At 68.8% G+C, this 25,682-nt stretch carries 20 protein-coding genes, 3 rRNA genes and 1 pseudogene; 5 read left to right on the forward strand and 19 right to left on the reverse strand.

Annotated features, from left to right (window positions below; genetic code table 11):
- Window positions 1–48: 48 nt before the first annotated feature.
- The 9 genes from rrf to argH form a co-directional block, all read right to left on the reverse strand.
- Window positions 49–165, reverse strand: a 5S ribosomal RNA gene (rrf, locus tag ACZLKG_RS09370).
- Between the two features lie 188 nt (window positions 166–353).
- Window positions 354–3,473 (reverse strand): 23S ribosomal RNA (locus ACZLKG_RS09375).
- A 434-nt stretch (window positions 3,474–3,907) separates the two neighbouring features.
- Window positions 3,908–5,428 (reverse strand): 16S ribosomal RNA (locus ACZLKG_RS09380).
- Together the 16S, 23S and 5S rRNA genes form the textbook arrangement of a ribosomal RNA operon.
- Window positions 5,429–6,054: 626 nt before the next feature.
- Entirely contained in the window at window positions 6,055–7,323 is a 1,269-nt protein-coding gene (gene tyrS / locus ACZLKG_RS09385) for a tyrosine--tRNA ligase (protein ID WP_463648584.1), read from the reverse strand.
- Window positions 7,324–7,456: 133 nt separating this feature from the next.
- Window positions 7,457–8,854 (reverse strand): MFS transporter, encoded by a 1,398-nt coding sequence (locus ACZLKG_RS09390; protein WP_425710185.1) that lies wholly within the window; start codon window positions 8,852–8,854, stop codon window positions 7,457–7,459.
- Window positions 8,841–9,692 (reverse strand): siderophore-interacting protein, encoded by an 852-nt coding sequence (locus ACZLKG_RS09395; RefSeq protein WP_425710186.1) that lies wholly within the window; start codon window positions 9,690–9,692, stop codon window positions 8,841–8,843. Before ACZLKG_RS09395 ends, ACZLKG_RS09390 begins: the two co-directional genes overlap by 14 nt.
- Window positions 9,693–9,826: 134 nt before the next feature.
- Complete coding sequence (locus ACZLKG_RS09400; RefSeq protein ID WP_463648585.1) at window positions 9,827–10,294, reverse strand: hypothetical protein; 468 nt, start codon at window positions 10,292–10,294, stop codon at window positions 9,827–9,829.
- A gap of 72 nt (window positions 10,295–10,366) precedes the next feature.
- Window positions 10,367–10,939, reverse strand: a complete 573-nt coding sequence (locus tag ACZLKG_RS09405; RefSeq protein WP_463648586.1) for a DNA-3-methyladenine glycosylase — start codon at window positions 10,937–10,939, stop codon at window positions 10,367–10,369.
- A 44-nt stretch (window positions 10,940–10,983) separates the two neighbouring features.
- Complete coding sequence (gene argH, locus ACZLKG_RS09410) at window positions 10,984–12,444, reverse strand: argininosuccinate lyase (protein WP_425710188.1); 1,461 nt, start codon at window positions 12,442–12,444, stop codon at window positions 10,984–10,986.
- Between the two features lie 182 nt (window positions 12,445–12,626).
- Between argH and ACZLKG_RS09415 the strand changes: the two genes are divergently transcribed.
- The gene (locus tag ACZLKG_RS09415) at window positions 12,627–12,887 is read left to right on the forward strand and encodes a type II toxin-antitoxin system Phd/YefM family antitoxin (RefSeq protein ID WP_425710189.1); all 261 of its coding nucleotides are present in this window, start codon (window positions 12,627–12,629) and stop codon (window positions 12,885–12,887) included.
- 17 nt (window positions 12,888–12,904) lie between these two features.
- Window positions 12,905–13,312, forward strand: coding sequence for a PIN domain-containing protein (locus ACZLKG_RS09420; RefSeq protein WP_463648689.1), 408 nt, complete (start codon window positions 12,905–12,907; stop codon window positions 13,310–13,312).
- Between the two features lie 16 nt (window positions 13,313–13,328).
- On the opposite strand, the gene ACZLKG_RS09425 is transcribed toward ACZLKG_RS09420, so the two are convergent.
- Both ACZLKG_RS09425 and ACZLKG_RS09430 read right to left on the reverse strand, forming a co-directional pair.
- Window positions 13,329–13,706, reverse strand: a complete 378-nt coding sequence (locus ACZLKG_RS09425; RefSeq protein ID WP_425710191.1) for a hypothetical protein — start codon at window positions 13,704–13,706, stop codon at window positions 13,329–13,331.
- A 159-nt stretch (window positions 13,707–13,865) separates the two neighbouring features.
- Window positions 13,866–14,381 (reverse strand): DnaJ family domain-containing protein, encoded by a 516-nt coding sequence (locus ACZLKG_RS09430; protein WP_425710192.1) that lies wholly within the window; start codon window positions 14,379–14,381, stop codon window positions 13,866–13,868.
- A 131-nt stretch (window positions 14,382–14,512) separates the two neighbouring features.
- Between ACZLKG_RS09430 and ACZLKG_RS09435 the strand changes: the two genes are divergently transcribed.
- The 3 genes and pseudogenes from ACZLKG_RS09435 to ACZLKG_RS09445 all read left to right on the forward strand — a co-directional run bounded on the left by ACZLKG_RS09435 (window position 14,513) and on the right by ACZLKG_RS09445 (window position 17,959).
- On the forward strand, window positions 14,513–15,745 hold the full coding sequence (locus ACZLKG_RS09435) for a Fic family protein (protein WP_425710193.1): 1,233 nt from the start codon (window positions 14,513–14,515) through the stop codon (window positions 15,743–15,745).
- Between the two features lie 33 nt (window positions 15,746–15,778).
- Window positions 15,779–17,114, forward strand: a pseudogene (locus ACZLKG_RS09440) (arginine deiminase).
- Between the two features lie 197 nt (window positions 17,115–17,311).
- Window positions 17,312–17,959, forward strand: coding sequence for a biliverdin-producing heme oxygenase (locus ACZLKG_RS09445; RefSeq protein WP_463648587.1), 648 nt, complete (start codon window positions 17,312–17,314; stop codon window positions 17,957–17,959).
- A 93-nt stretch (window positions 17,960–18,052) separates the two neighbouring features.
- Here ACZLKG_RS09445 and ACZLKG_RS09450 read toward each other — a convergent pair whose 3' ends face one another.
- The 8 genes from ACZLKG_RS09450 to ACZLKG_RS09485 form a co-directional block, all read right to left on the reverse strand.
- Entirely contained in the window at window positions 18,053–19,036 is a 984-nt protein-coding gene (locus ACZLKG_RS09450) for an ABC transporter substrate-binding protein (RefSeq protein ID WP_463648588.1), read from the reverse strand.
- A gap of 62 nt (window positions 19,037–19,098) precedes the next feature.
- Window positions 19,099–19,893: an ABC transporter ATP-binding protein gene (locus ACZLKG_RS09455; protein WP_425710197.1), complete on the reverse strand. Its 795-nt coding sequence runs from the start codon at window positions 19,891–19,893 to the stop codon at window positions 19,099–19,101.
- Window positions 19,894–19,934: 41 nt separating this feature from the next.
- Window positions 19,935–20,696: an ABC transporter permease gene (locus ACZLKG_RS09460; protein ID WP_463648589.1), complete on the reverse strand. Its 762-nt coding sequence runs from the start codon at window positions 20,694–20,696 to the stop codon at window positions 19,935–19,937.
- Window positions 20,693–21,505 carry an ABC transporter permease gene (locus ACZLKG_RS09465; protein WP_463648591.1) on the reverse strand — a complete coding sequence of 271 codons (813 nt, stop codon included), beginning with the start codon at window positions 21,503–21,505 and terminating at the stop codon, window positions 20,693–20,695. Before ACZLKG_RS09465 ends, ACZLKG_RS09460 begins: the two co-directional genes overlap by 4 nt.
- A complete protein-coding gene (locus tag ACZLKG_RS09470) occupies window positions 21,502–23,115 on the reverse strand; it encodes a class I adenylate-forming enzyme family protein (RefSeq protein ID WP_425710200.1) in 1,614 nt (537 codons plus the stop codon). Before ACZLKG_RS09470 ends, ACZLKG_RS09465 begins: the two co-directional genes overlap by 4 nt.
- Entirely contained in the window at window positions 23,112–23,606 is a 495-nt protein-coding gene (locus tag ACZLKG_RS09475) for a PaaI family thioesterase (protein ID WP_425710201.1), read from the reverse strand. Before ACZLKG_RS09475 ends, ACZLKG_RS09470 begins: the two co-directional genes overlap by 4 nt.
- Window positions 23,603–24,670, reverse strand: a complete 1,068-nt coding sequence (locus ACZLKG_RS09480; RefSeq protein ID WP_425710202.1) for a zinc-binding dehydrogenase — start codon at window positions 24,668–24,670, stop codon at window positions 23,603–23,605. Before ACZLKG_RS09480 ends, ACZLKG_RS09475 begins: the two co-directional genes overlap by 4 nt.
- 105 nt (window positions 24,671–24,775) lie before the next feature.
- Window positions 24,776–25,399: a VOC family protein gene (locus tag ACZLKG_RS09485; RefSeq protein ID WP_425710203.1), complete on the reverse strand. Its 624-nt coding sequence runs from the start codon at window positions 25,397–25,399 to the stop codon at window positions 24,776–24,778.
- Window positions 25,400–25,682 lie beyond the last annotated feature (283 nt).

A 25,682-nucleotide genomic window follows, 5' to 3' on the forward strand; every position in this document is an offset into this window, starting at 1 on the left:
ATGGCTGAAGGCCCCCACCGGTGTTGGTGGGGGCCTTCAGAATGGTGTGTACGGCGGTGTCCTACTCTCCCGCACGGTCGCCCGTGAAGTACCATCGGCGCTGAGGGGCTTAGCTTCCGGGTTCGGAATGGGACCGGGCGTTTCCCCCTCGCTATTGCCGCCGTAACCTGGCGGAACCATCATCCAGTTGTATCTACCCTCCAAACCCATGACCACCTGGTGGGGTGGCCGGTTTGGGGGTGGGTGGTTCCAGAACCGTACAGTGGACGCGCAAAGTTGTTGCGTGTTGTGCTCGTTTCTTCCTCATGTCCCACCCTCGTATGCACGCGGTGCGTGCGTGTGGGGGTGTTGTGTGTTGGAAGTTGTCGGCCAATTAGTACCGGTCAGCTTCACGACTTTCGTCGCTTCCACATCCGGCCTATCAACCCCATGGTCTATAGGGGGCCTTCCCACCAAACGGTGGTGGAAACCTCATCTTGAAGCAGGCTTCCCGCTTAGATGCTTTCAGCGGTTATCCCTCCCGAACGTAGCCAACCAGCCGTGCTCCTGGCGGAACAACTGGCACACCAGAGGTTCGTCCGTCCCGGTCCTCTCGTACTAGGGACAGCCCTTCTCAAGTTTCCTGCGCGCGCAGCGGATAGGGACCGAACTGTCTCACGACGTTCTAAACCCAGCTCGCGTACCGCTTTAATGGGCGAACAGCCCAACCCTTGGGACCTACTCCAGCCCCAGGATGCGACGAGCCGACATCGAGGTGCCAAACCATGCCGTCGATATGGACTCTTGGGCAAGATCAGCCTGTTATCCCCGGGGTACCTTTTATCCGTTGAGCGACGGCGCTTCCACAAGCCACCGCCGGGTCACTAGTTCCGACTTTCGTCCCTGCTCGACATGTCTGTCTCGCAGTCAAGCTCCCTTGTGCACTTGCACTCAACACCTGATTGCCAACCAGGCTGAGGGAACCTTTGAGCGCCTCCGTTACTCTTTAGGAGGCAACCGCCCCAGTTAAACTACCCACCAGGCAATGTCCCTGGTCCGGATCACGGACCGAGGTTAGACGTTAGTAACGACCAGAGTGGTATTTCAACGATGACTCCACACACACTGGCGTGCATGCTTCACGGTCTCCCACCTATCCTACACAAGCCGCAACCAACACCAATACCAAGCTATAGTAAAGGTCCCGGGGTCTTTCCGTCCTGCTGCGCGTAACGAGCATCTTTACTCGTAATGCAATTTCGCCGAGTTCATGGTCGAGACAGCGGAGAAGTCGTTACGCCATTCGTGCAGGTCGGAACTTACCCGACAAGGAATTTCGCTACCTTAGGATGGTTATAGTTACCACCGCCGTTTACTGGGGCTTAAATTCTGAGCTTCACCCCCACAAGGGGGTTGACCCGTCCTCTTAACCTTCCAGCACCGGGCAGGCGTCAGTCCGTATACATCGTCTTGCGACTTCGCACGGACCTGTGTTTTTAGTAAACAGTCGCTTCTCCCTGGTCTCTGCGGCCCGCCAGGCTCACACCCGCTAGTGGTGATCACCCATAGGGCCCCCCTTCTCCCGAAGTTACGGGGGCATTTTGCCGAGTTCCTTAACCATGATTATCTCGATCGCCTTAGTATTCTCTACCTGACCACCTGAGTCGGTTTAGGGTACGGGCGGCTAGTCCCTCGCGTCGAGGCTTTTCTTGGCAGCAGAGGATCACCACTTTCCACCATACGGTGTCATCATCCGGCCTGAGGCTATGTGAGACACGGATTTACCTGTGTCTCGCCCTGCACCCTTGAACGATCCAAGCCATAAGGATCGCGCGGCTACCTTCCTGCGTCACCCCTGTTAATACGCTTACCTACTACCGGTTCGGGTCCCACGCGCCCCACCCACTCGCCCCGAAGGGCGATGAAGGTGGTTTGGGTGGTTAGCATCACCGGGCTCGGTATGGGCGGTCCTTCGCCGGTCACGGGAGTATCAACCCGTTGTCCATCGACTACGCCTGTCGGCCTCGCCTTAGGTCCCGACTAACCCAGGGCGGATTAACCTGGCCCTGGAACCCTTGGTCATTCGGCGGACGGGGTTCTCACCCGTCTTTCGCTACTCATGCCTGCATTCTCACTCGCGTAGGATCCACCACTGGGTCACCCCGCAGCTTCACCTCCCACGCGACGCTCCCCTACCCACCACAACCCCTGAACCACCCCACAAGGGGGGGCTTGGGACATGCTGTGGTGCCACGGCTTCGGCGGTGTGCTTGAGCCCCGCTACATTGTCGGCGCGGAATCACTTGACCAGTGAGCTATTACGCACTCTTTCAAGGATGGCTGCTTCTAAGCCAACCTCCTGGTTGTCACTGCAACTCCACATCCTTTCCCACTTAGCACACGCTTAGGGGCCTTAGCCGATGATCTGGGCTGTTTCCCTCTCGACTACGAAGCTTATCCCCCGCAGTCTCACTGCCGCGCTCACACTTACCGGCATTCGGAGTTTGGCTGACGTCAGTAACCTTGTAGGGCCCATCGGCCATCCAGTAGCTCTACCTCCGGCAAGAAGCACGCGACGCTGCACCTAAATGCATTTCGGGGAGAACCAGCTATCACGAAGTTTGATTGGCCTTTCACCCCTACCCACAGGTCATCCCCTCAGTTTTCAACCTAAGTGGGTTCGGTCCTCCACACGCTCTTACACGTGCTTCAACCTGCCCATGGGTAGATCACTTCGCTTCGGGTCTAGAACGCGCGACTCAAACGCCCTGTTCGGACTCGCTTTCGCTACGGCTTCCCCACACGGGTTAACCTCGCCACACGCCACTAACTCGCAGGCTCATTCTTCAAAAGGCACGCCGTCACCCCAACTATGGAGGCTCCGACGGATTGTAAGCATCCGGTTTCAGGTACTATTTCACTCCCCTCCCGGGGTACTTTTCACCTTTCCCTCACGGTACTTGTCCGCTATCGGTCACCAGGTAGTATTTAGGCTTAGCAAGTGGTCTTGCCAGATTCACACCGGATTTCACGGGCCCGGTGCTACTCGGGAACACATCCACACCACACGCGTCGCGGTACGCCTACAGGGGTCTCACCCTCTACGCCAGGCCTTCCCAGACCTTTCAGCTCCCACAACGATCACTGCAGCGCCCCTTTCGGCAGAAAGGAACGGACATGCCCCACAACCCCGCACGCACAACGCCTGCCGGCTCATCACGCACGCACGGTTTAGCCTGATCCGCTTTCGCTCGCCACTACTCACGGAATATCTCTTCCTGCGGGTACTGAGATGTTTCACTTCCCCGCGTTCCCTCACACGCCCTATACATTCAGGCGCGCGTGACCACCCATGACGGTGGCCGGGTTCCCCCATTCGGACATCCACGGATCACAGCTCGTTTGCCAGCTCCCCGCGGCTTATCGCAGGCTACGACGTCCTTCATCGGCTCCTGGTGCCAAGGCATCCACCGAATGCTCTTAAAAACTTCCCTCACCACCACCCACACACGAAAACGCGTGCGGACGGTGGAACACAATTAAGGAACACAACACTCAACAAAACATACAAAGATGCTCGCGTCCACTGTACAGTTCTCAAACAACCCACCCACACCCACCAACCCCCACCACAACAGTGGCAGGCTCGGTGAGCAGGGCACCAAGACAACCAACCCCACACCAACTCGTGGGGGTGGGTGGTCTCAGGACCCAACAGCGCGTGACCATCTCAGATGTTCCACCCATGAGCACCACCCACACCCCCAAGCACCAACGGCTCGGGCGGAACCAGCAGGCCACTCGGCCCACCAACCAACCCCCACACCAGCCGACCGGCCAACCGGGCCAGCTCCCGAAAAGAGGGGGCCGGCCCGCAGTGCCAGGACAGCGGACAGAAGGGGGTTTGTGAGTGCCAGATGCTCCTTAGAAAGGAGGTGATCCAGCCGCACCTTCCGGTACGGCTACCTTGTTACGACTTCGTCCCAATCGCCAGTCCCACCTTCGACGGCTCCCTCCACAAGGGTTGGGCCACCGGCTTCGGGTGTTACCGACTTTCGTGACGTGACGGGCGGTGTGTACAAGGCCCGGGAACGTATTCACCGCAGCGTTGCTGATCTGCGATTACTAGCGACTCCGACTTCATGGGGTCGAGTTGCAGACCCCAATCCGAACTGAGACCGGCTTTCTGGGATTCGCTCCACCTCGCGGTATCGCAGCCCTTTGTACCGGCCATTGTAGCATGCTTGAAGCCCAAGACATAAGGGGCATGATGATTTGACGTCATCCCCACCTTCCTCCGAGTTGACCCCGGCAGTCTCCCATGAGTCCCCACCATTACGTGCTGGCAACACAGGACAAGGGTTGCGCTCGTTGCGGGACTTAACCCAACATCTCACGACACGAGCTGACGACAACCATGCACCACCTGTATACCAGCCTTACGGGGCACCTATCTCTAGATGTTTCCGGTATATGTCAAGCCTTGGTAAGGTTCTTCGCGTTGCATCGAATTAATCAGCATGCTCCGCCGCTTGTGCGGGCCCCCGTCAATTCCTTTGAGTTTTAGCCTTGCGACCGTACTCCCCAGGCGGGGCACTTAGTGCGTTAGCTACGGCGCGGACCCCGTGGAAACAGGCCCCACACCTAGTGCCCAACGTTTACGGCATGGACTACCAGGGTATCTAATCCTGTTCGCTACCCATGCTTTCGCTCCTCAGCGTCAGTGATGGCCCAGAGACCCGCCTTCGCCACCGGTGTTCCTCCTGATATCTGCGCATTTTACCGCTACACCAGGAATTCCAGTCTCCCCTACCACACTCTAGTCTGCCCGTACCCACTGCAGGCGCGAGGTTGAGCCCCGCGTTTTCACAGCAGACGCGACAAACCGCCTACGAGCTCTTTACGCCCAATAATTCCGGACAACGCTTGCGCCCTACGTATTACCGCGGCTGCTGGCACGTAGTTAGCCGGCGCTTCTTCTGCAGGTACCGTCACTTTCGCTTCTTCCCTGCTGAAAGAGGTTTACAACCCGAAGGCCGTCATCCCTCACGCGGCGTCGCTGCATCAGGCTTTCGCCCATTGTGCAATATTCCCCACTGCTGCCTCCCGTAGGAGTCTGGGCCGTGTCTCAGTCCCAGTGTGGCCGGTCACCCTCTCAGGCCGGCTACCCGTCGACGCCTTGGTAGGCCATTACCCCACCAACAAGCTGATAGGCCGCGAGCCCATCCTCCACCGATAAATCTTTCCACACCCACTCATGCGAGCAGATGTCATATCCGGTATTAGCCCCGATTTCCCGAGGTTATCCCGAAGTGAAGGGCAGGTTACTCACGTGTTACTCACCCGTTCGCCACTGATCCACCCAGCAAGCTGAGCTTCACCGTTCGACTTGCATGTGTTAAGCACGCCGCCAGCGTTCGTCCTGAGCCAGGATCAAACTCTCCGTAAAAGTTTCGCACCCCAACCAACCCACAGGCCAGCCAGAGCGACTATCCATACGAAGACCAACCCAACCCCCAACAAGGAGCCAGGCGATCCCAACCAACCCCACCAACCCAGGAAAAACAAGCTGGCAGAGCCAAAAAAACAAACAAAAACATGCGAGGACACCAACACGCACAACCAACCCACAACGAGCCGGCCACGACGCATCGACACCCCCACACACATGGCATCAAAAACAATCACGCACTGTTGAGTTCTCAAACAACCCACCCACAACACCCAGACCCAGAAACACCCAGGCCCACAGCATCAGGGCAACTTGACTATCTTAACCACAAGTTCATCCGGCCTCTGACCACTTCTCGCGGTTTGTGACTGGACTTACTTCCGGTCCATCCTCCGGGGCGTCGGCTGAGCCAGCGCTCCTTGTGGATGTTGTGCCTTGGCCCGGCGGATCTGGGAGCTTGCGCCCCGTCCGATCCGGTGTCCCGGTCCGTGCGGCGAGATGCCACATTACGCGGGCCGGATCGACCAGGTCAACCTGATCCGGGCCCTTCGCAGGTGACCTGCCGCACCGCTCGGTGAGCGGGGGCACGGAGTCCTCGGCGCGTCGCTCGCCGCCCCTCGGGCTCAGCCCTGGTGGGTCTCCACGATCGCCATGTTCTTCTTGCCTCGACGCAGCACGACGACCCCGCCGGCGAGGAGGTCGCCCGCTGCGAGGAGTCGTTCGTCGTCGTCGATCTTGTGTCCGTTGACCGAGGCACCACCCGAGGCGATCGTCCGCCTGGCCGCGCCCCGGCCGGCCTCGAGGCCGGTCGCGACGAGCAGGTCGACGATGCTGGTCTCCCCCACGACCCCGGTGGCTCGCGGGAGCTCGGCGGTGGCGTCGCGCAGGGTGTCGGCGTCGAGGTCGCGCAGGTCGCCCTTGCCGAACACCGCGGCGGAGGCTGCCTGGACGCGTGCCGTCGCGTCGGCGCCGTGGACCAGGGTGGTGACGTCCTCGGCGAGCGTGCGCTGGGCGGCGCGGGCGAAGGGCCGGTCGGCGACCTCCGCGGCCAGCGCCTCGATCTCCTCGCGGGTGCGGAAGGTGAAGATCTTGAGGAAGCGGACCACGTCGTCGTCGGCCGTGTTGAGCCAGAACTGGTAGAAGGCGTACGGACTCATCATGTCCGGAGCCAGCCAGACGGCGCCGCCCTCGGTCTTGCCGAACTTCGTGCCGTCGGCCTTGGTGATGAGGGGGGTGGTGAGCACGTGGACGCTCGTGCCCTCGACCTTGCGGATGAGGTCGAGGCCGGAGACGAGGTTGCCCCACTGGTCGTTCCCGCCCGTCTGGAGGGTGACGTCGTGGCGGCGGTAGAGCTCGAGGAAGTCCATGCCCTGGAGCAGCTGGTAGCTGAACTCCGTGTAGCTGAGCCCCTCGCTCGAGGCGAGCCGCGTGGCCACGGTGTCCTTGGCGAGCATGGCGGACATGCGGAAGTGCTGGCCGACGTCGCGCAGGAGCTCGATCGCCGTCAGGCCCGCGGTCCAGTCGAGGTTGTTGACGACCGTCGCGGCGTTGTCCCCCTCGAAGGAGAGGAACCTCGAGACCTGGCCGCGCAGGCGCTCGGTCCACTCCGCGACGGTCTCGGCGGTGTTGAGCTTGCGCTCGCCGCTCATGCGTGGGTCACCGATCATGCCGGTCGCGCCGCCGACGAGCGCGTAGGGGTGGTGGCCGGCGTTCTGCAGGTGGCGCAGCAGCAGGAGCTGGACGAGGTGGCCGTGGTGGAGGGAGGGCGCCGTCGGGTCGAAGCCGCAGTAGTAGGAGACCGGTCCGTCGGCGAGGGCCGCGCGCAGCGCGTCCAGGTCGGTGTGCTGGGCGATGAGGCCCCGCCACTGCAGCTCGTCGAGGACGTCGGTCACGACGCGGACTCCTTCATGTCTCATGGGCGCGCCCGCCGGGCGCGGGCCGCCGTGCACGACGGCCGGGGCCCATCGTGCCACCAGGGCACCCTCCGTTCGGCGGTCGTGCCACGCCCGGGCCCGACGTCGTCGTTCACCGGCCGGACGGGGACGGCACCTCCGGGCGGTGCGGGGACGGGACCACGGCGGCCCCGGCGGCCCCGGCGAGCGGTCCGGCGCCGGCGTTGAGGCTCTCAGTGCGGAAGCGCCGCTGGTGGCGGGCGAGCAGAACGAGTCCGGCCACGTGGACGGCGCCGGCGGTGGCGAGGACCGGGACGTACCCGAAGGTGTCGGCGAGCGAGAGCGCGACCGCGCCACCGGCGAACGAGACGAGCATGGCGAACGAGCTCACCGCGGTGAAGTCGGTGCCGGGCGACTCGGCGCGCGCGTAGTCCATGTTGATCGTCCACACGATGATCGACCCGACGGCGTAGGCCGCGAAGAACACGGCGACCACGACGACGACGTACGCGGTCGGCGCCCAGCCGCCGGCGACCGGGAGGAACCCCGCGACGCCGAGCGCAGTGAGCGCGCCGACGGCGACCAGGCTCCGCAGCCGCCCGATCCGGCGCAGGATCGGACCGGCCCCCATGCTGACCAGCCCGGCGACGATCCCGCCGAACATCGTCAGCACGGCGGCGATCTCACCGACCGACCATCCCGCATCCACGAGCGCGGGGTTGAGGACGCCGTAGGCGGCGGTCAGCCCGCCCCAGGTCACGGGAACGGCGGCGAACACCCAGAGCGTCGCGCCGGGCTGGCGCAGGAGGGTCCAGGTCGCCGACCACGGCACGGGTCGCGCTGGGCGGCGGTGGGCGGGCTCGCACAGGGCGAGGACGGCGAGCGTCGGCAGGAGCGTGCAGACGGCGAGGGTGAGGAGCGCGACCTGCCAACCGGTCACCTCGTAGAGGATGGCGGTGAGGCCGCCGCCGAGGATGTTGCCGACGAAGCTGCCCGAGACCTGGATGCCGTTGACGGACTCGCGCTCGTGCGGGCGGACGAGCCGGACGGCCAAGGCGTCGACGGCGATGTCCTGCGTAGCACTGACCGCCACGTACAGGGCGGTCAGCGCGACGAAGATCCCGTACTGCTCGCCGATGTCCGTGAGGAAGGACATCGCCACGAGCACGGCGGCGCACGCGGGCTGCAGGACGAGGAGCCACGTACGGTAGTGGCCGCCGCGCCAGCCGGGGCCGACCCGGTCGATGAGCGGCGCCCAGAGGAACTTCAGCGCCCAGATCATCCCGAGCGAGGACAGCACGGCGAGCGAGTCGAGCGACGCGCCCATCTCCCGCAGGATCGACGCGGTCCCGTAGAAGAGGAACCCGATGCCGAGGTACTGGGAGACGTAGAGGGCGAGCAGCAGCGGGTAGCGCGGGACGCCGAGGGCCGGGAGCGGCGGTTCGACGTCGGTGGGGTGGGAGTTCGATCCGGCGGTCGAGCCGGAGCCTGCGCGGGCGATGGGGTCAACGGTGGGGTCAGAGGCGCGCACGGCCAACCTTCCAGAAGCCGGAGTACATGACGGCGCGGCGGTCCAGGCCGCGCTCCTTGACGAGGTGTCGGCGGGCGCCCGCCACGGCGGCGGCCTCGGCGCAGGCCCAGCCGTAGGTCGCGTCGTCGATGTCGGCGGCCGCCAGCGCCGGGGTAAGCGCACTGCCGGGCGGGTCCTCGCCCCGGAGCACGACGTCGATCTCCGTCTCGTCCACTTCGCCCGTGACGAGGTCGCGGCTCGGGACCTCGAGGATCGCCGTGAAGCGCCTACCGGGGTCGCCGCGGTGGGCATCGAGGATCGCGAGCATGCCGGGCAGACCGGTCTCGTCGGCGACGAGGACGTGATGGCCCTCGGCGGGGGCGTTGCCGTACGGGGCGGACTGGACGCGCACGCCGATCTCGTCGCCGACGGCCACGCGCTCGATCCACCGTGAGCCCGGTCCGTCGTGGCCGGTCGCGACGACGTCGACGTCGATCGTGTCCGAGCCGGGCTCCTGGGCGCGGATCGTGTACCAGCGCAGCTCGGGGCGTTCGGCCTCGGGGAGCTTCTTCAAGGGTCCGCGGGGGTTGATGGCCGGGGCGGGCAGGCGCAGCGGTGTGCCGGCCGGTGGCATGTAGATGCCGATGTACTCGTCGGGGCCGAGCCGATCGACGCCGGCCAGCTCCGGGGCGGTGATCCGCACCCGCCGGAAGGATGGCGTGAGGTCCGCCAGGCCGGTGACGCGGGCCGGGAACTCGGGGTAGACGTCGCGCAGCGGGGCCACGGACATCGTGCGGGCGTACAGGGCGTTGGCCGCGCTGACGGCGGTGCGCTTGTATGCGGGGTACTGCTCGGACATCGACACTCCCTCATTTAGGCCAGGCTTACCTAACTCGATCGGATGCCGGGCTGCAAGGGTGTCCGTGTGCGTCTTGCCGATCGGGCAGCGGGCGGTAGCGGTGTCGCGGGAGCGACGAGTGCCCCTGCGAGTGCTCAGTCCGTCGAGGTCTCGGGCCGCGGGTCGAACCGCTCCGTCGCCACTCTGAGGAGCTCCACCAGCTCCCACCGGTCGATCGCCAGCGGCTGATCGATCGTCACTCGCTCACCACGGATCTTGCGTGTGAGGGTCGTGCGGACCACCGGACGTCGGCCCATCCCGAACACTCTACTTGCGATGACCGACGGGTAGCTCGGTGCCTCGATCTGCTTGCCGAACCGGACCGTGGTCACCTCGAGGACGTTCCGCCATGGAACTCGGTGCATGTCCTGCTTGTCGTCGCCGACCCACCGGAAGAGGGGGACGTCCTCCGGCGTGAGCTCGAGGTGGTAGTTGTGCCGCATCCGTCTCAGGTGGACGACGCCGAACACGACGACGAAGAACAAGCCGGAGAACGCGACGACGCCTTCGGCTCCCATCACCAGGGGTGCCAGTCCGAGCAGTCCAAGGAGCACGCTGCCCACGATGCGAACGGTGGCGGTTGCTCTGGGCCGCACTCTCGAGGGTCGGCAACCGCACACTCGACGAACTGGGGGTCACCGGGAGCGCGGTTTGCCGGGGCGGTAGGCGGAGACGCCCACGCCGCCGGGCTCCCAGAACCGCCAGGGGAACCGCTCGCCGTCGCCGCCCTCGCCCGAGACGCCGACCCGCGGCCCCGACCGGTGCGCCACGCGATGCTCGGCGACCTCGAGCCAGATCCGGCCCTCGGGATCGAGCGCGGCTCCGGAGTCGTCCAGGGAGAGCCCAAGGGCTTGCCCGAAGTTCCCCGGCCCCCGGGCGAGGCCGGCGTCGGTCCTGGCCCCGCGCCGTCGGCCGCGTGCGAGCTCGTGGCCGCGCACCACCTCGCCGCCGCGCAAGAGCGCACCGGTCGCCTGCCCGTCCGTGCCGCACACGAGGTTGAGGCAGGTGTGCATCCCGTACGTGAAGTAGACGTACACGTGGCCCGCGGGACCGAACATCGGAGCGGTGCGTGCGGTCGGGACGCCGGACCGGGCGTGGGACCCGGGGTCGTCGGGGCCGAGGTAGGCCTCGACCTCCGTCAGCCGCACCGCGACCTCGCCCTCCTCGGACCGCACGACGACGACGCTCCCCAGCAGCTCCGGCGCCACCTCGGTCGCGGGCCGGGAGAGGAACTCGCGGACCGCGTCGGGAGTCAGGCGTCCTCCTCGTCGGACCGCTCCCCCACCAGTGCGCTGCGCAGCTGCCGGCTCAGCTCGCCCGCGCGGGCCAGCTGCTCGAGCACGCGCGCGGGCGCGGTGCCACCGTGGCCGTCGCGGGCGTCGACGGACCCCTCGGCGGACAGCACCTCGCGCACCTCCGGCGTGAGGTGCTCCGAGACGGACGCGAGCTCGGCGTCGGTGAGGTCCCACAGCTCCTTGTCCTGCGACTCGGCCACCCGCACGCAGCCGCCGGCGATCTCGTGGGCCTCCCGGAACGGCACCCGCTGGCGGACGAGCCACTCGGCGATGTCCGTGGCGAGCGAGAAACCCTGCGGCGCGAGCTCGGCCATCCGGTCGGTGTGGAACGTGAGCGTGGCGATCTGCCCGGCGACGGCAGGCAGCAGCACCGAGAGCGTGTCGACGGCGTCGAACACCGGCTCCTTGTCCTCCTGCAGGTCCCGGTCGTAGGCCAGCGGCAGTCCCTTGAGCGTGACGAGCAGCGCCGTGAGGTCGCCGATGAGGCGGCCGGCCTTGCCGCGGGTGAGCTCGGCGACGTCGGGGTTCTTCTTCTGCGGCATGATGCTCGACCCCGTGGAGTAGGAGTCGTCGAGGGTGACGAAACCGAACTCCTTGGTGGCCCACACGATGATCTCCTCGGAGATCCGGGACAGGTCGACGCCGACCATCGCGGTGATCCAGGCGAACTCGGCGACGACGTCGCGCGCGGAGGTGGCGTCTAGCGAATTCTCCTCGGCGCCCATGAACCCGAGCTCGGCGGCGACGGCGTGCGGGTCGAGGCCGAGCGTGTTGCCGGCGAGCGCCCCCGCGCCGTACGGGGACAGGGCGGCGCGAACGTCCCAGTCGAGGAGCCGCTCGACGTCGCGCATGATCGGCCACGCGTGGGCGAGCAGGTGGTGCGCGAGGAGGATCGGCTGGGCGTGCTGCATGTGCGTGCGGCCGGGCATGATCGCGTCCGGGTGGGCGGCGGCCTGGTCGATGAGCGCATCGACGACGTCGAGCAGGAGCGAGCCGACGTGGCGAGCCTCCTCGCGCAGATACCGGCGCACGAGCGTGGCGATCTGGTCGTTGCGCGAACGGCCGGCGCGCAGTCGGCCGCCGAGCTCGCTGCCGGCCCGCTCGATGAGGCCACGCTCGAGGGCGGTGTGGACGTCCTCGTCGTCGGGATGGGGGGCAAAGTCGCCGGAGACGACGTCGGCCTCGAGCCGGTCGAGGGCAGCCAGCATCCCGGTGAGCTCGTCGGCCGTGAGCAGGTCCGCCGCGGCAAGCGCCCGGGCGTGGGCGCGGGAGCCCGCGATGTCGTGCCGGGCGAGCCGCCAGTCGAAGTGCGTGGAGCGCGAGAGCTCGGTCAGCGCGTCGGCGGGCGCGACGGAGAAGCGGCCGCCCCACAGGCGGAGCTCGGCGGACTCGGGCGGCGACTGGGAGGCATCGGTCATGGGGTCCATCGTGCCGCGTCACGGGCGATGGGACGAACGGCGCCCACCGCACGACTCAGCGCGTCTGCCCCACCTGCGATCGTCGATAGGCCCGGATCAGGTTGTCCCGACGGTGCACACGAGCACCGGAGCACCGGAATCGTCCTCCTGAGGCATGTGCGCATTTTGCTACAATGACGCACATGGGACAGGTAGCAGTTCGGGACCTGCGCAACCACACGCGCGACGTGCTCAGGCGCGTCACCGACGGCGAGCGCCTCACCGTGACCCAGCACGGTCGTCCCGTGGCGGAGATCGGCCCCGTGACGTCGTCGCGGCCCACGTTTCTCTCCCGCACCGACCTCGCTGAGCTTCTCGCCACCAGCCAGGCCGACCCAGGGTTGCGCGCCGACCTTGCGGCCCTCGCCGGCGAGACGACGGACGAGCTCGGGCCGGTCAGGTGACGTCGACTGCCTCGCCCATGCCGCATGGCGTCGTGCGCGGCCTGCTTGACACGAGCGTGTTCATCGCACAGGAGTCGGGCCGACAGCTCGAGACGGCGTCGCTCCCCGACGAGGGCTATGTCTCCGTCATCACGCTCGCCGAGCTCGAGGCCGGGGTACTCGCCGCCCCCGATCACACTGTCCGATCCCGACGACTTGCCACCTTGACGCGAATCGCCGCACTCGAGGCACTCCCCGTCGATGCAGCCGCCGCCACGCACTGGGCCCGCATGAGGGTGCTGCTGGCCGAGAGCGGACGCCGCATCAACGTCAACGATCTTTGGATCGCCGCGGTCGCACTCGCGAACGACCTTGCGGTGTATACGCAAGACCTGGACTATGAGCCGCTCGCCGAACTCGGTGAGCTTCGCGTCATCACCGTCTGATCGGACGCTCAGCCGGTCAGGACTTCGGGTCGTCCTTGAGGGCCTCGGCGAGCTCCGCGACGAACGCACGGGACTCGGCCTCGGTCGATCCGTGGCTACGGCGGTGGTGCGCGGCGGCGTCGTCGAGCCAACCCATCTGGACGAGCTGGATGAGGCGGGCGTCCTCCGGCGCGACGGACGGGTCGATCGAGCTCTTCGCCTTGGGCACGAAGGTCACACTGATCGGGGCTCGCTCACCGTCTTCCTCGGGCGGCAGGAGCGGGGCGAGCTTCTCGAGGGTGCGGGCCAGCCGGTCCACCTCCGCACTGAGGTCGCCCACGCTGGTCTCGAGCCGGTACACGCGGTCGAACAGCTCGCGCAGGTCCTGCCGTAGACCCCAGTCCGAGAAGCTCATGACCCGACCGTAGTGGCGCGCATACCGTCCGCAGCCGGGCCGGCACGGGGAGGTCTCCACACTCCACTCGACACTCCACTCGACACTCCACTCGGGGTCTCGCGCGAGGGTGTCCCGCCGACGGCGGTCCGTCAGCGGGCGTCGGTCACCGGGCGCGCATCACCTCCGCCACCACCATCGACGACGACGCCTCCGCCCCGAAGGAGCACCCGGCTCCGATGCCGCGCCCTCCTCCGACCTCGACCCCGCCGTCCCGCCCTCGCCATCCGCCGGCTGCTCACGCGCTGCACACCAGCCGCGGACGATCTCCTCGACGTCAGCGGGCCTCACCGGCAGCACGGGCCCGGTCGGCATCCGGATCCACTCCACGACGCGGAGGTTGAGCTCGGAGACGCGCTCGCGCACGAGCTCCTCGGACGGCAGGGTGCGCACGGTCTCGGGCAGCTCGGCGAGCTCCTTGCGCAGGACGAGCACCGGCGGGAGCAGGGCGTCGTTGGGCAGGTTCTCGTCGCGGAGCTTGCGGCGGATCCACCAGTCCTCGTCGTGCTCATCGATGTCCCGCAGCGGCTTGCCGGCGCCGGGCAGGTTGTCGAACTCGCCGCGCTCCTGCGCCTCCCGGATCAGCTGGTCCACCCAGTTGCCCGTCGGCATCTCGGGCGGCTTGCGCTGCGTCATACCCGTCAGTGTCACCGAGCGATTGCCGCGCCGGCATCCCACTTCCGACGGACAGCTCGCACACACCGGAAACCGTCATCAATCCGCCCATTTACTATCAGTTCTGATGTAACTGACAGTAAGATGTCACTGTGGAATCAGTTCCCGCACCCGCCGAGCTGGCGATCACCCCTGTCGGTCACGACGAGCACACCTGGCTCGCCGAGACCGACGGCATGTCCAGCCGGGCTCAGATGCGCGCCGGCTCGGGGACCTACCGATCGACGATCCCCGCGCCGATCGCCGGCTGGAGGCCGTTGGTCCCCGCGGACCTGTCAGCGGACCTCGACGAGGCCACGGCGTCACTCGTCCGGCTCGACTGGCACGCCGCCAGCACCCTCGGCGAGAACCCTGGCGTGCTCGGTCCGATGAGCTCGGTGCTCCTGCGCACCGAGTCGGCCAGCTCGTCCCAGATCGAGAACATCACCGTCGGGGCGCGCCAGCTCGCACTGGCCGGCATCGGCGAGTCGCGGAGCCCGAACGCCCGGCTCGTCGCCGGGAACGTCCGCCAGATGGAGGCTGCTCTGGCGCTCGCCGACCGCCTCGACGTGGACTCCCTTCTCGCGATGCACGCCGCACTGCTGGGCAGCGAGCGGCATAACGCACACGACGACGCCGGCACGTTCCGCGACCAGCTGGTCTGGGTGGGTTCGAGCTCGATCAGCCCGCGCGGCGCGGACCACGTCGCCCCGCAGGCCGAGCTCGTCCCTGCTGCCGTGGCGGACCTCATGGCCTTCGTCGCGCGGGCCGACCTCCCGGGCCTCCTGCAGTGCGCGGTCGCGCACGCGCAGCTGGAGACGATCCACCCCTTCACCGACGGCAACGGCCGCACCGGACGTGCGCTCGTGGCAGCCATGCTGCGCGCCCTGCGCGTCACGGTCCTTACGACAGCGCCGCTCTCGGCCGGGCTGCTGACCAACACGAGCCGCTACATCGACGCACTGACGGCCTTCCGCGCGGGCGACGCCGCTCCCATCGCGCGACAGTTCGCACGGGCCGCGCGATTCGCGGCGAGTACCGGAGCTCGCCTGATCGACGACATCGCAGCCCAGCTCGACGACGCCCGCGAACGCCTCGGCGGCCTGCGCCCCCAGGCGGCCGGATGGCGGCTGCTCCCCCACCTCGTGGCCCAGCCGGTGGTCACCAGCAGATTCGTGGAGGACGCGCTCGGCGTGCCGAACGCCTCGGCGCAACGAGCGATCGCCCAGCTCGCGGCAGCCGGTGTGCTCACCGAGGAGACCGGCGGGCGTCGGAACCGGGTGTGGTCCCACCGCGGCATCCTCGACGTCCTCGACGCGTACGCAGAGTCCGCCCGTCGCGGCTGAGTCGCACCCACCGATGCGGCAGACTCCCCTGCCATGGACGACGCCGTGCCCGACACCCCTCCCGTGCCCTTCGTCGGCTCCGAGATCGGTCCACTGAGGGAAGTGATCGTGCACCGCCCGGGCGCGGAGCTCGAGCGGCTCACGCCGGCCACGATGGACGAGCTCCTGTGGGACGACCTGCTGTGGGTCTCCCGCGCCCAGGACGAGCACGATGCCTTCGTCGGCGTGCTCGAGGACGCAGGCGTGCTCGTCCACCAGCTCCCCGACCTGCTCACCCAGACCCTCGCCGTGCCCGAGGCCCGCGCCCACGTGCTCAACGCGACGTTCACCCGCGAGCACCTCGGCCCCTCGCTCGCCCCCGCGCTGCTCGCGCACGCGGACTCCCTCGACGGACGACGCCGAGCTCGCCGGCGTGCTCGTCGCCGGCCTCACGGGCCGAGAAGTCGCGGACCGGCTCGGCGGCGTCGACACCATCCCGCTGCACGTGCGCGGGCCGGAGGCACTCATCCTCGGGCCGCTACCCAACCACCTGTTCACCCGCGACGCGTCGTGCTGGGTCTACGACGGCGTGGCCGTCAACTCCATGCGCTACGCCGCCCGCGTGCGCGAGTCCGTCCACTACGAGGCGATCTACCGCTGGCACCCGAGGTTTGCGGGGCTGCGCCTGGGCGGGACTGCCGACGAGACCGGCCCCGGTCCCGGCGAGGTGGGCCTCGACGTCGGGACGGGACGGCCGGCGGGGCGCGGCTTCCACCGGTGGGCGGCCGGCCCGGCGGAGGGGGCGGCCAACGTCGAGGGCGGAGACGTCCTCGTGGTCGGCGGCGGCGCCGTGGTGGTCGGGATGAGCGAACGCACGACGCCGCAGGGGGTCGAGCACCTGGCCGCCCGCATGTTCGCGGCCGGGTCTGCGGACCGCGTGCTCGCGCTCGCGATGCCGAGCCAGCGCGAGCTCATGCACCTGGACACGGCGATGACGATGGTCGACGAGCGCACGTTCCTGCTCTACGGCGGGCTCGGGGACCTGCCCAGCTTCACCCTCACTCCCGACGGCGCCGGCGACGTGACGGTCACCGACCACGCCCCGGAGCGCATGCAGGCCGTGCTCGCCGAAATCGTCGGCCACGACGACCTGCGCTTCCTCACCCCGGACCTCGACGCGCGCACCGCGGCACGCGAACAGTGGGACGACGGCTGCAACGCACTCGCCCTCGCGCCCGGCGTGGCCGTCACCTACGACCGCGCGCCGGCCTCCAACGCGCACCTGCGCGCCAACGGCATCGAGGTGATCGAGGTGCCGGGCGGGGAGCTCGGCCGCGGGCGGGGTGGCCCCAGGTGCATGAGCTGCCCGGTGGTGCGAGAGGCTCGATGAGGTCCGCCGGTCCTCGACGCGGTCGTCGAGCTCCGGGGCTGCTCGCGTGACACGCCCGGCGTTCGGCAGTCCCCTCCGCGACGCCGACATTTCCACAACGGTAGGCTTGCGCAAGTCGCCGCTCACTGGCACGATCAAGCCTTATGCTGACGCTTCGTCAGCAACGTGCTGAACCTCGAACCTCCCGCGGGGCCTGAATGAGCGTCAACCTGTCCGAGCTGCTGCGGGACGCCACGCGCGCGGAGCACGAGCACGCGGAGACCCGCACCTTCGTCACCGACCTCATGGGTGGCGCTCTCGGCCGGGACGCCTACATCGTCCTCGCCCGCCAGCACCACGCGATCTACACCGCCCTCGAGGAGGCGGGCGCGCGTCTGGCCGACGACCCGGTCGCCGGCGCGTTCGTCCGCGACGAGCTCCTCCGCGAGCAGGCCGTCGCAGCCGACCTGCGCACGCTCGCGGGCGCCGACTGGGCCGACCTCGAGGTGCTCCCCGCGACTCACGACTACGTGGCGCGGCTGAACTCGATCGACGACGCCGCGACCTACCTCGCGCACGCCTACACCCGCTACCTCGGCGACCTCTCGGGCGGCCAGATCATCGCGCGGATGCTGCAGCGCCACTACGGGATGACTCCCGACGAGCTCGCCTTCTGCACGTTCGCCGAGATCCCCAAGACCAAGCCCTACAAGGACGAGTGGCGCGCGGCGATGGACGCCGCCGACCTCTCCGACGCCGACCGGGAGCGCTGCGTCGCCGAGGCGAAGCTCGCCTTCGACCTCAATGCGGCCGTGTTCGTGGCGCTCGGCGAGAAGCACCGGGCTGAGGCGGCCGTGACCGCCTGAGGCGCGAGCCAACCACCGACGCGAGAGCGGGCCGGACCGTCCATCGGACGGTCCGGCCCGTTCGGCCGTTCTGCTGTGCGATGGTCGCGCCCGCTACTCCTGCGGCTCGACGAAGATCTCCTCGTAGTCCGGCTCCTCGGAGATCATCCCCTGCTCGACGGCGGCCTCGCCGAATGCGCGCACGCTGTCCTGGTCGAGGCCCGGCACGTAGGTCGCGAGGTTCGCACCGGCCACGAGCTCCGGGTCGAGGTCGAGGGTCTCGGCGATCGTGGCCCGCACCTCGTCCGGGTTGTCCGTGGCGTACTCGTTCGCCCGGTCCATCGCGCGCTGGAAGCCGGCGACGACCTCGGGGTTGGCCTCGGCGAAGGCGCCGGAGGTGATGTAGTAGCCGAGCTGGGTGTCCGGGAACGACTCCACGAAGTTCGAGCTGAGGTTGACGAACCCGTGGCTCTCGGAGATCGAGCGGTGCGGCTCGACGGACCAGATCGCGTCCACGTCACCGCGCTCGAGGGCGGCCGGCATGTCGGAGTAGTTCATCGGCGTGAACTCCAGCGTGGAGCCGTCGACCCCCTGCTCCTCGAGCGCCCGGATGATCGTCAGGTCGCCGAGGTTGTTGACCGAGTTGACGGCGATGTTGGCGCCCTCGAGGTCCGCGGCCGTCTGGATCTCGCTGTCCGGGAGGACGAAGATCCCCGACGTGTCCGCCTCGGGGTCGCTGCCCGTGCCGCAGCAGTTGGAGACGAACTGGACGTCGAGGCCCTGGTCGATCGCCTGGAGGTCGCTGACGACGTTCGCGTAGCCGATCGGGCTCTCCTGGTTGACCACCGAGGGGACGATGGCGGAGCCGGCCTCGGCGATCTGGACGGTGACGTCGAGCCCCTCCTCCTCGAAGAAGCCCTGCTCCACGCCGAGGTGCAGCGGGCCTGCGTCCATCGTCGTGATCTGCATGACCGTGAGCTCGACGAGGCCGTCCTCGTTCTCGGCGACCTCCTCTCCCCCGCCGCCGCACGCGACGAGGGTGAAGGCGGCGGAGGCCAGTGCTGCTGCGGCGGCGAGGCGCCGGGGACGTGAGGTCATGAGGGGTCCTTCTCTGGATGGGTCGTGCGTTGGTCGAACGGTGGTGGTCAGGATCGGACGGCTCAGATCGAGTAGTCCGGGTCGGGCTGCGGGGCGACGACGAGCTCGCGGATCTCGGAGAAGACCTGCGCCCTGAGCTCGGCGAACCTCGGCAGTGCCTTGGTGCGGATCTGGTCGCGCTCGGCGGGCAGGTCGATGTCGACGATCGTCCCGATCCGGCTGGGCGACTTCGTCATCACCGCCACGCGGTCGGAGAGGTAGACGGACTCGTCGACGTCGTGGGTGACGAAGACGACCGTCATCTCGGACTCGGCCCGCAGCGTGAGGACGAGGTCCTCGAGGTCGGCGCGGGTCTGGGCGTCCACGGAGGCGAAGGGCTCGTCCATGATGAGCACCTTCGGCCGGTAGGCGAGCGCCCGGGCGATGGCCACGCGCTGCTGCATGCCGCCGGAGAGCTGCCAGGGATGCTTCGTGCCCACGCCCTCCAGGCCGACCTCCGCGAGCGCCCGCTCCACCCGCTCGGCGCGCTCGGCCTTGCCGACCCCGCGTGCCTTGAGCGGCAGGCCGACGTTGGACGCGACCGTGAACCACGGGAACAGCGAGCGGGAGTAGTCCTGAAGAACGACGGCGAACTCGTCGGGCACCGAGGTGACCGCCCGCCCGTCGAACTCCACGGAGCCGGACGTCGCGGGCTGCAGGCCGGCGAGGCAGCGCAGGAGCGTGGTCTTGCCGGCGCCGGAGGGCCCGACGATGGAGAGGAACTCGCCGTCGGCCACGTCCAGGGTGATGTCGGCGAGCGCCTGGAAGGCGGTCGGGCCGTCGCCGTAGGTCTTGGTGAGCGAGTCGATGCGGAGCATGTGTGCCTTCTCGAGGGTCGGGAGGAGGTGCGGGAGGGCGGTCAGTCGGCCTGGTCGTAGTGCCAGCGCAGCGTGCGGCGCTCGAGCGCGGCGAAGACGAGGTTGAGCAGCACCCCGAGCACGCCGAGGATGACGATGGCCCCCCAGACGGCGCTGAGGTTGAACGAGCTCTGCGCGGTGGTGAGGATGTAGCCGACGCCGAGGTTGGTGCCGGTCATCTCGGACGTGACCATGAGGATGAGGCCGAGCGGGATGGCCACGCGGATGCCGGACGCCGCGCGGGGAGCCACGGCGGGCACGACGACGAAGAGCTGGCGGAACGGGCCGCGGATGTTGAAGCTCCGCGTGGTGTCGTGCAACTGGGGCGGCAGGGCTCGGCAGGCGTCGACCACGTTGAGCAGGATGGGGAAGAAGCACCCCAGCGCGATGATGAAGGTCTTCATCTCGGTGCCGAGCCCGAACAGGACCATGGCGAACGGGACGAGCGCCGTGGCCGGGATGGCGCGGACGAACTCGAACGTCGGCGAGATCGCCTTGTCCACGAGCCGCACCTGTCCCACGAGCAGCCCGACGACGATCCCGAGCACGATGGCGATCGCGAGGCCGGCGAACAGGTTGACCAGCGAGGACACGAGGTGCTCGGTGCCCGGCCCGGTCAGCCAGTAGTCGACGACCCCGGTGAGGACGTCGGGCATCGGCGGGTAGTAGATGTTGGTCGACGCCGCGGACGTCGCCCACCAGATCACCAGCGCCAGGACCGCGCCGAGCACCTTGAGGAGGTTGAGCCTGGTCGTACGACTCATCGGGTCTCCTTCCGCACGGACGGGTGCCAGGAGATGGCGCGGTCGCCGATCCACCGGATGACCGCATTGAGGGAGAGCCCGACCACGCCGATCACCACGATGTAGGCGTACATCCGCGCGAGCTCGCCGCCCGACCGGGCGAGGTTGAGCCCCTGCCCGAGGCCGGGGACGCCGATGAGGATCTCGGTGGTCACCACGATGACGAGCGCCATGGCCGAGGCGATCCGCACGCCGGTGATGAGCTGCGGGAGCATCGACGGCAGGTAGACCCAGGCGATCCTCTGCCGGCCGGTGAGCCCGAAGGCGTTCGCGGTCTCGCGCGCGACCGGGTCGACGGAGCGGACCGAGTCGATCGCGGCGACGAGCATCTGCCAGAACGCCGCGAACGAGGCGAGGAAGACCTCGCCGGTGCGGCCGCCGCCGATGAGCAGGATGACGAGCGGGATGAGCGCGATCGACGGGAGGGGCCGCAGGAACTCCACGAGCGGGGTGGTCAGCGCGCGCAGGGAGTCGGACGAGCCGAGCAGGATCCCCACGGCGGTGCCGAGCACGGCGGCGATCGCGAGCGACATCGCCCATCCGGTGACGGTGGACCCGATGTGCCCCCATAGGGCCGCGCCGCCGAGCAGGCCGGCGAGCTCGCCGCCGATCTCGGTGGGCGGCGGCAGGTAGGCGGCCGGTATCGCGCCGGTGACCGCGAGGACCTGGAGCACGGCGAGAAGGACGACGACGACGCCGAGGGGCAGGAGCAGGTCACCGGCGCGGCGGATCCGCAGCCGGCTCCGCACGCGGTCGGGAGCGAGGCTCATAGATCGGGACCCTCCGCGGGTGCCGACGTGCTCGCGCCCGCACTCGGCGCGAACCGCTCGGCCGCCGGGTCGTCCGGGCTCCCCGCGTGGTCGTTCGGCCCTGCCGCCCGCTCGAGCGCGAGCCGCTCGAGGAGGTGCCGGTCGACCTTGTTGGTGCCGGACAGCGGGAGCTCGTCGATGACGTGCACGCGCCGCGGGTGGGCGTACGGCTCGAGGTGGTCCAGGGTGTGCCGGCGCAGCTCGTCCTCGGTCACGGACGCCCCCTCGGTGAGGACGACGAACGCGACCGGCTTGGCGCCCTTGATCTCGTCCGGGACGGGCACGACGGCGGCGTGCAACACGCCTGGGTAGGCCTGAAGCACCTGCTCGACGGCGAGGGGGTACACGTTCTCCCCGCCGGAGGAGAACATGTCGTCCTCGCGGCCGGCGAAGAAGTAGTAGCCGTCGTCGTCGACCTCGAAGAGGTCCTTGGAGTGGTAGAAGCCGTCCGCGGTGAGCGGGCTCGGCACGTCGGGGCGGTCGTGGTAGCCGCTCATCAGGGCCGGGACCCGGATCTCGAGGACGCCGCGGCGCGGGTCGATCTCACCGTCGGCGCCGACGAGCCGCAGCTCGACGTCCGGGGAGGCGAGCCCGACGCTGCCCTTCGGCGTCGGGCGGGCGAGGTCCTCCACGAACGCGACGGGGCCGGACTCGGTGGTCCCGTAACCGAAGCGCACGTGGGCGCGTGGAAAGAGGGCGCCGATCTCGTCCAGGAGGTCGTCGCTGGCGGGCGCGGAGCCGACGAACGCGAAGCGCACGGAGCCCAGGTCGAGGGACTCCACGAGGTCCCGCTCGCGCAGCAGCAGCGCGAACATCGGGGGCACGCCGGTCACCCGGGTGACGCGCTCATCAGCCGTGACCTGGAGGAACGCGCGAGCGTCGAAGGCCTCCAGCAGGACCACCGTGCCGCCCGCGGCGAAGGCGCCCTGGACGTTCGCGAGCGCGTTCATGTGGTACAGCGGCGCAGCCACGAGGGCGCGGTCGCCGCCCGCGCCGCCGCCGGAGCCCATCCCGACGCCGATGACCCACAGGTGGCTCGCGTGCGAGAGGACGACGCCCTTGGGCCGCCCGGTCGAGCCGGAGGTGTAGAGGATCATGCCGGGCTCATCGACGTCGACGCTCCGCCTGGCCGCGCGGGTGACCGGCGCGGTGCGGCCTGACGGCTCTGCGCCGTCGAGGACGCCGGCGAGCGGGGCGAGGGTGACGCCGGCGGGGACGCCGGTGACGACCGCCGGGTCCTCGGCGAGCAGGAGGCGGGCGCCGGAGTTCTCCAGCACGTAGCGGATGCCGTCGGCGGGCAGGCGGTGGCTGACCGGGACGGGCACGAGACCGGCGCGCTGGGCGGCGTAGAAGGCGACGAGCCAGGCGCCCGAGTTCTTCCCCAGGATCGCGATGCGCGCGCCGGGGGCGTGGCCGTCGGCGGCGAACCGGTCGGCCTGGGCCTCGATCGCGGTCTCGAGGTCGGCGTACGTCCAGCGCGTGGCCCGGCCGCCCTGGATCTCGACCAGCGCCTCGGCGCCCGGGTGGTCGGTCGAGACGGCGGTCCCGAGGTTGTCGGACGGCAGGGTCATGCGCGGGCGTCCTGGTCGGGTGAGGCGTCCCCCCGGCGGGCCTCGGCCGCGGCGCGGGCCTGCTCGGCGGCCGAAGAGAGGAAGGAGCCGCGTCCCACGGCGAGGAGGCGCCCGTCGGCGTCGCGGACCTCGGCCTCGGCGTGGCTGACCTGCCTACCCGGACGGACGGCGCGCCCCGTCACGGTGAGGGTGCCGGGGTGGGCGGCGCGCAGGTAGGAGATGGAGAAGTCGATCGTGGGCACGCCGGTACCGATCGCGCCGACGAGCGCCCAGTCGGCGGCGAGGTCGAGCAGCGTGGCGAGGATGCCGCCGTGGACGTACCCGGCGTCGACGTCGGCGATGAACTCCTCGCGGGCCTCGACCTCGATGGTGACGCTCTCGCGCGTCACGTCGGTGACCCTCAGGCCGAGCCAGCGGTGGAACGGGCTGCGCAGGAGCTCGGCCTCGACCTCGGCGGGGCTCGGGAGCGGAAGCTGCTCGCGGGGGCTCACGCGGACTCCTGCCCGGTGACCGGTCCGGACTGCTGCGCGTCCTCGAGCCACGGGTCGACGACGACCTTCCCGACGACGCCGCGGTCGCGCACGCGGGCCAGCCCCTCGGCGGCCCGCGACAGCGGGAGGACCTCGTCGACGACGGGCTCGAGGCGGCCGGCGGCGACGTCGTCGAGGAGGGCGACGAAGTCGGGCTCGGCGAAGCCGTTGGAGCCGATGATCTGCAGCTCGAAGGTCCAGATGTAGCGCAGGTCCTCGACCGGGTCGAAGCCGGCGGTGGCGCCGCAGACGAGGATCTTCCCGCCGAGCGCGGTGCTCCTGAGCGTGGGTGCCCAGGTGTCGCCGCCGGTGAAGTTGACGACGACGTCGAAGCCCGTGGTGTTGTTGAAGCGGTTCGGCTTGCCGAGGTGCTCCTTGGTCCACGAGTAGAAGTCCTGCTCGCGGTAGTTGATGACGTCGTCGGCGCCGAGCTCGCGCATGCGCTGAGCCTTCTCCTCGGAGCCGACGGCGGCCACCACCCAGGCACCGAGCTTCTTGGCCAGGAGGACGCTGGCGGTGCCGACGCCGCCGGACGCGCCGAGGACGAGCACGCGGTCGCCGGCCTTGATGGCGTCCTTGCCGACGATCATGCGGTGGGCGGTGCCGTAGGCGACGGGCAGGGCGGCGGCCTGCGGGAAGCTCACGCCCTCGGGGATGGCGATGAGCTGGTCGGCGGCGACGAGGGCGTACTGGGCGAGGCCGCCGTCGACCATCTCGCCCATGAGCTCGCCGGTCTCGCGCAGCGGGTTGACGAGCACGCGGTCGCCGGCCGCCCAGCCGGTCACGCCCTCGCCGAGCTCGTCGATCTCGCCGACCACGTCGAGGCCCGGGACGATCGGCATCGGCACGGTGATGCCGGGCATGCCCTTGACCGTGAAGATGTCGTGGTAGTTCAGCGAGGTCGCGCGGACCTTGACGACCGCGAAGCCGGGACGGACCTCGGGGCGGGGGTGGTTCTCCTCGAGCGTCAGGCCGTCGATCTCGCCGTGCTCGTGCAGGACGACTGCCCTCATGGTGTCCGTCATGGTCCTCTTCTCGTGGGTGGTGCTGCTGGTGTGTGCGGTCGGTGGCGCGTGGGCGTGGGGCGTGCTCGCGGCGGGCCGGCTCGGCGGCGCGCGTGGCCGGGGGGCCTAGAAGGTGATCTCGCCGGCGGGGCCGCGGACGGTGAGCCGGAGCCCGGTCTCCCCCGTCGTGACCTCGAGGTCGGTGCCCAGGGCGGTCAGCACGCGCTGGTACGGCCCGGGCTCGGGGTGGCTCGCGGTGAAGGAGACGAGCTCGAGGCGAGCGGCCGTGCTGGCGGCGGGCGAGGTGGTGCTCCCCCAGTCGATGAGGAACGGCACGAGCCCGGTGGGCTCGGCCAGCGGGCTGGTCAGCTGCCACTGGAGGAGCTCGCCGGCCTCGGTGCGGCGTGCGCCGTCGTAGGGGGCGCCGGGGTCGGTGCCGGCGTCGGTCGCGCGGGTGCGTGCGGCCTCGAGGTCGCCGGGGTGGATCGCCCAGGTCGAGACTGAGGTGGTGGTGACGTCGTCGAGCCGGAACGGGCGGCCGGAGGTGACCTCGGTGTTGGCGTGGTCGATGCCGAGCAGCTCGAGGTAGGTGTCCCCGCCGAAGGAGACGAGGTAGTTCGTGGTGCCGAAGCGCGGGTGGGCGCCGCCGGGCTCGGACGCGACGCCGGTGGCGCGCTCGACGGCCTCGACTGTGGCGGCGAGATCCGGCGTCGTGACCACGATGTGGTCCAGATGACGTGGCGTCGTCACGTGCTCTCCCTTCGACGTGGCGCCCCTAGGCCGCGGCCTCTGCGGGCCGGCCGGCTGATCAGGCAACCGATGGACCGTAACGCGCGAGGTGGACCACTCCATTCCCCCTGTCCGCGTCTGCTCACACCGTGAGACGGAGGGGTGGCGGGTTGCGGTGGGGCCGAGCGAGGTCGCGATCGATGTCACCGGCGGCAGTCGCGATCAGATGTCACTGGCGGCAGCCGATAGTTGCTCCGCGGGAGGTATCGATATAACGGAGATGTTCGGGGTGGCGTGGCGCACG

Source organism: Georgenia sp. Z2081, from assembly GCF_055326445.1.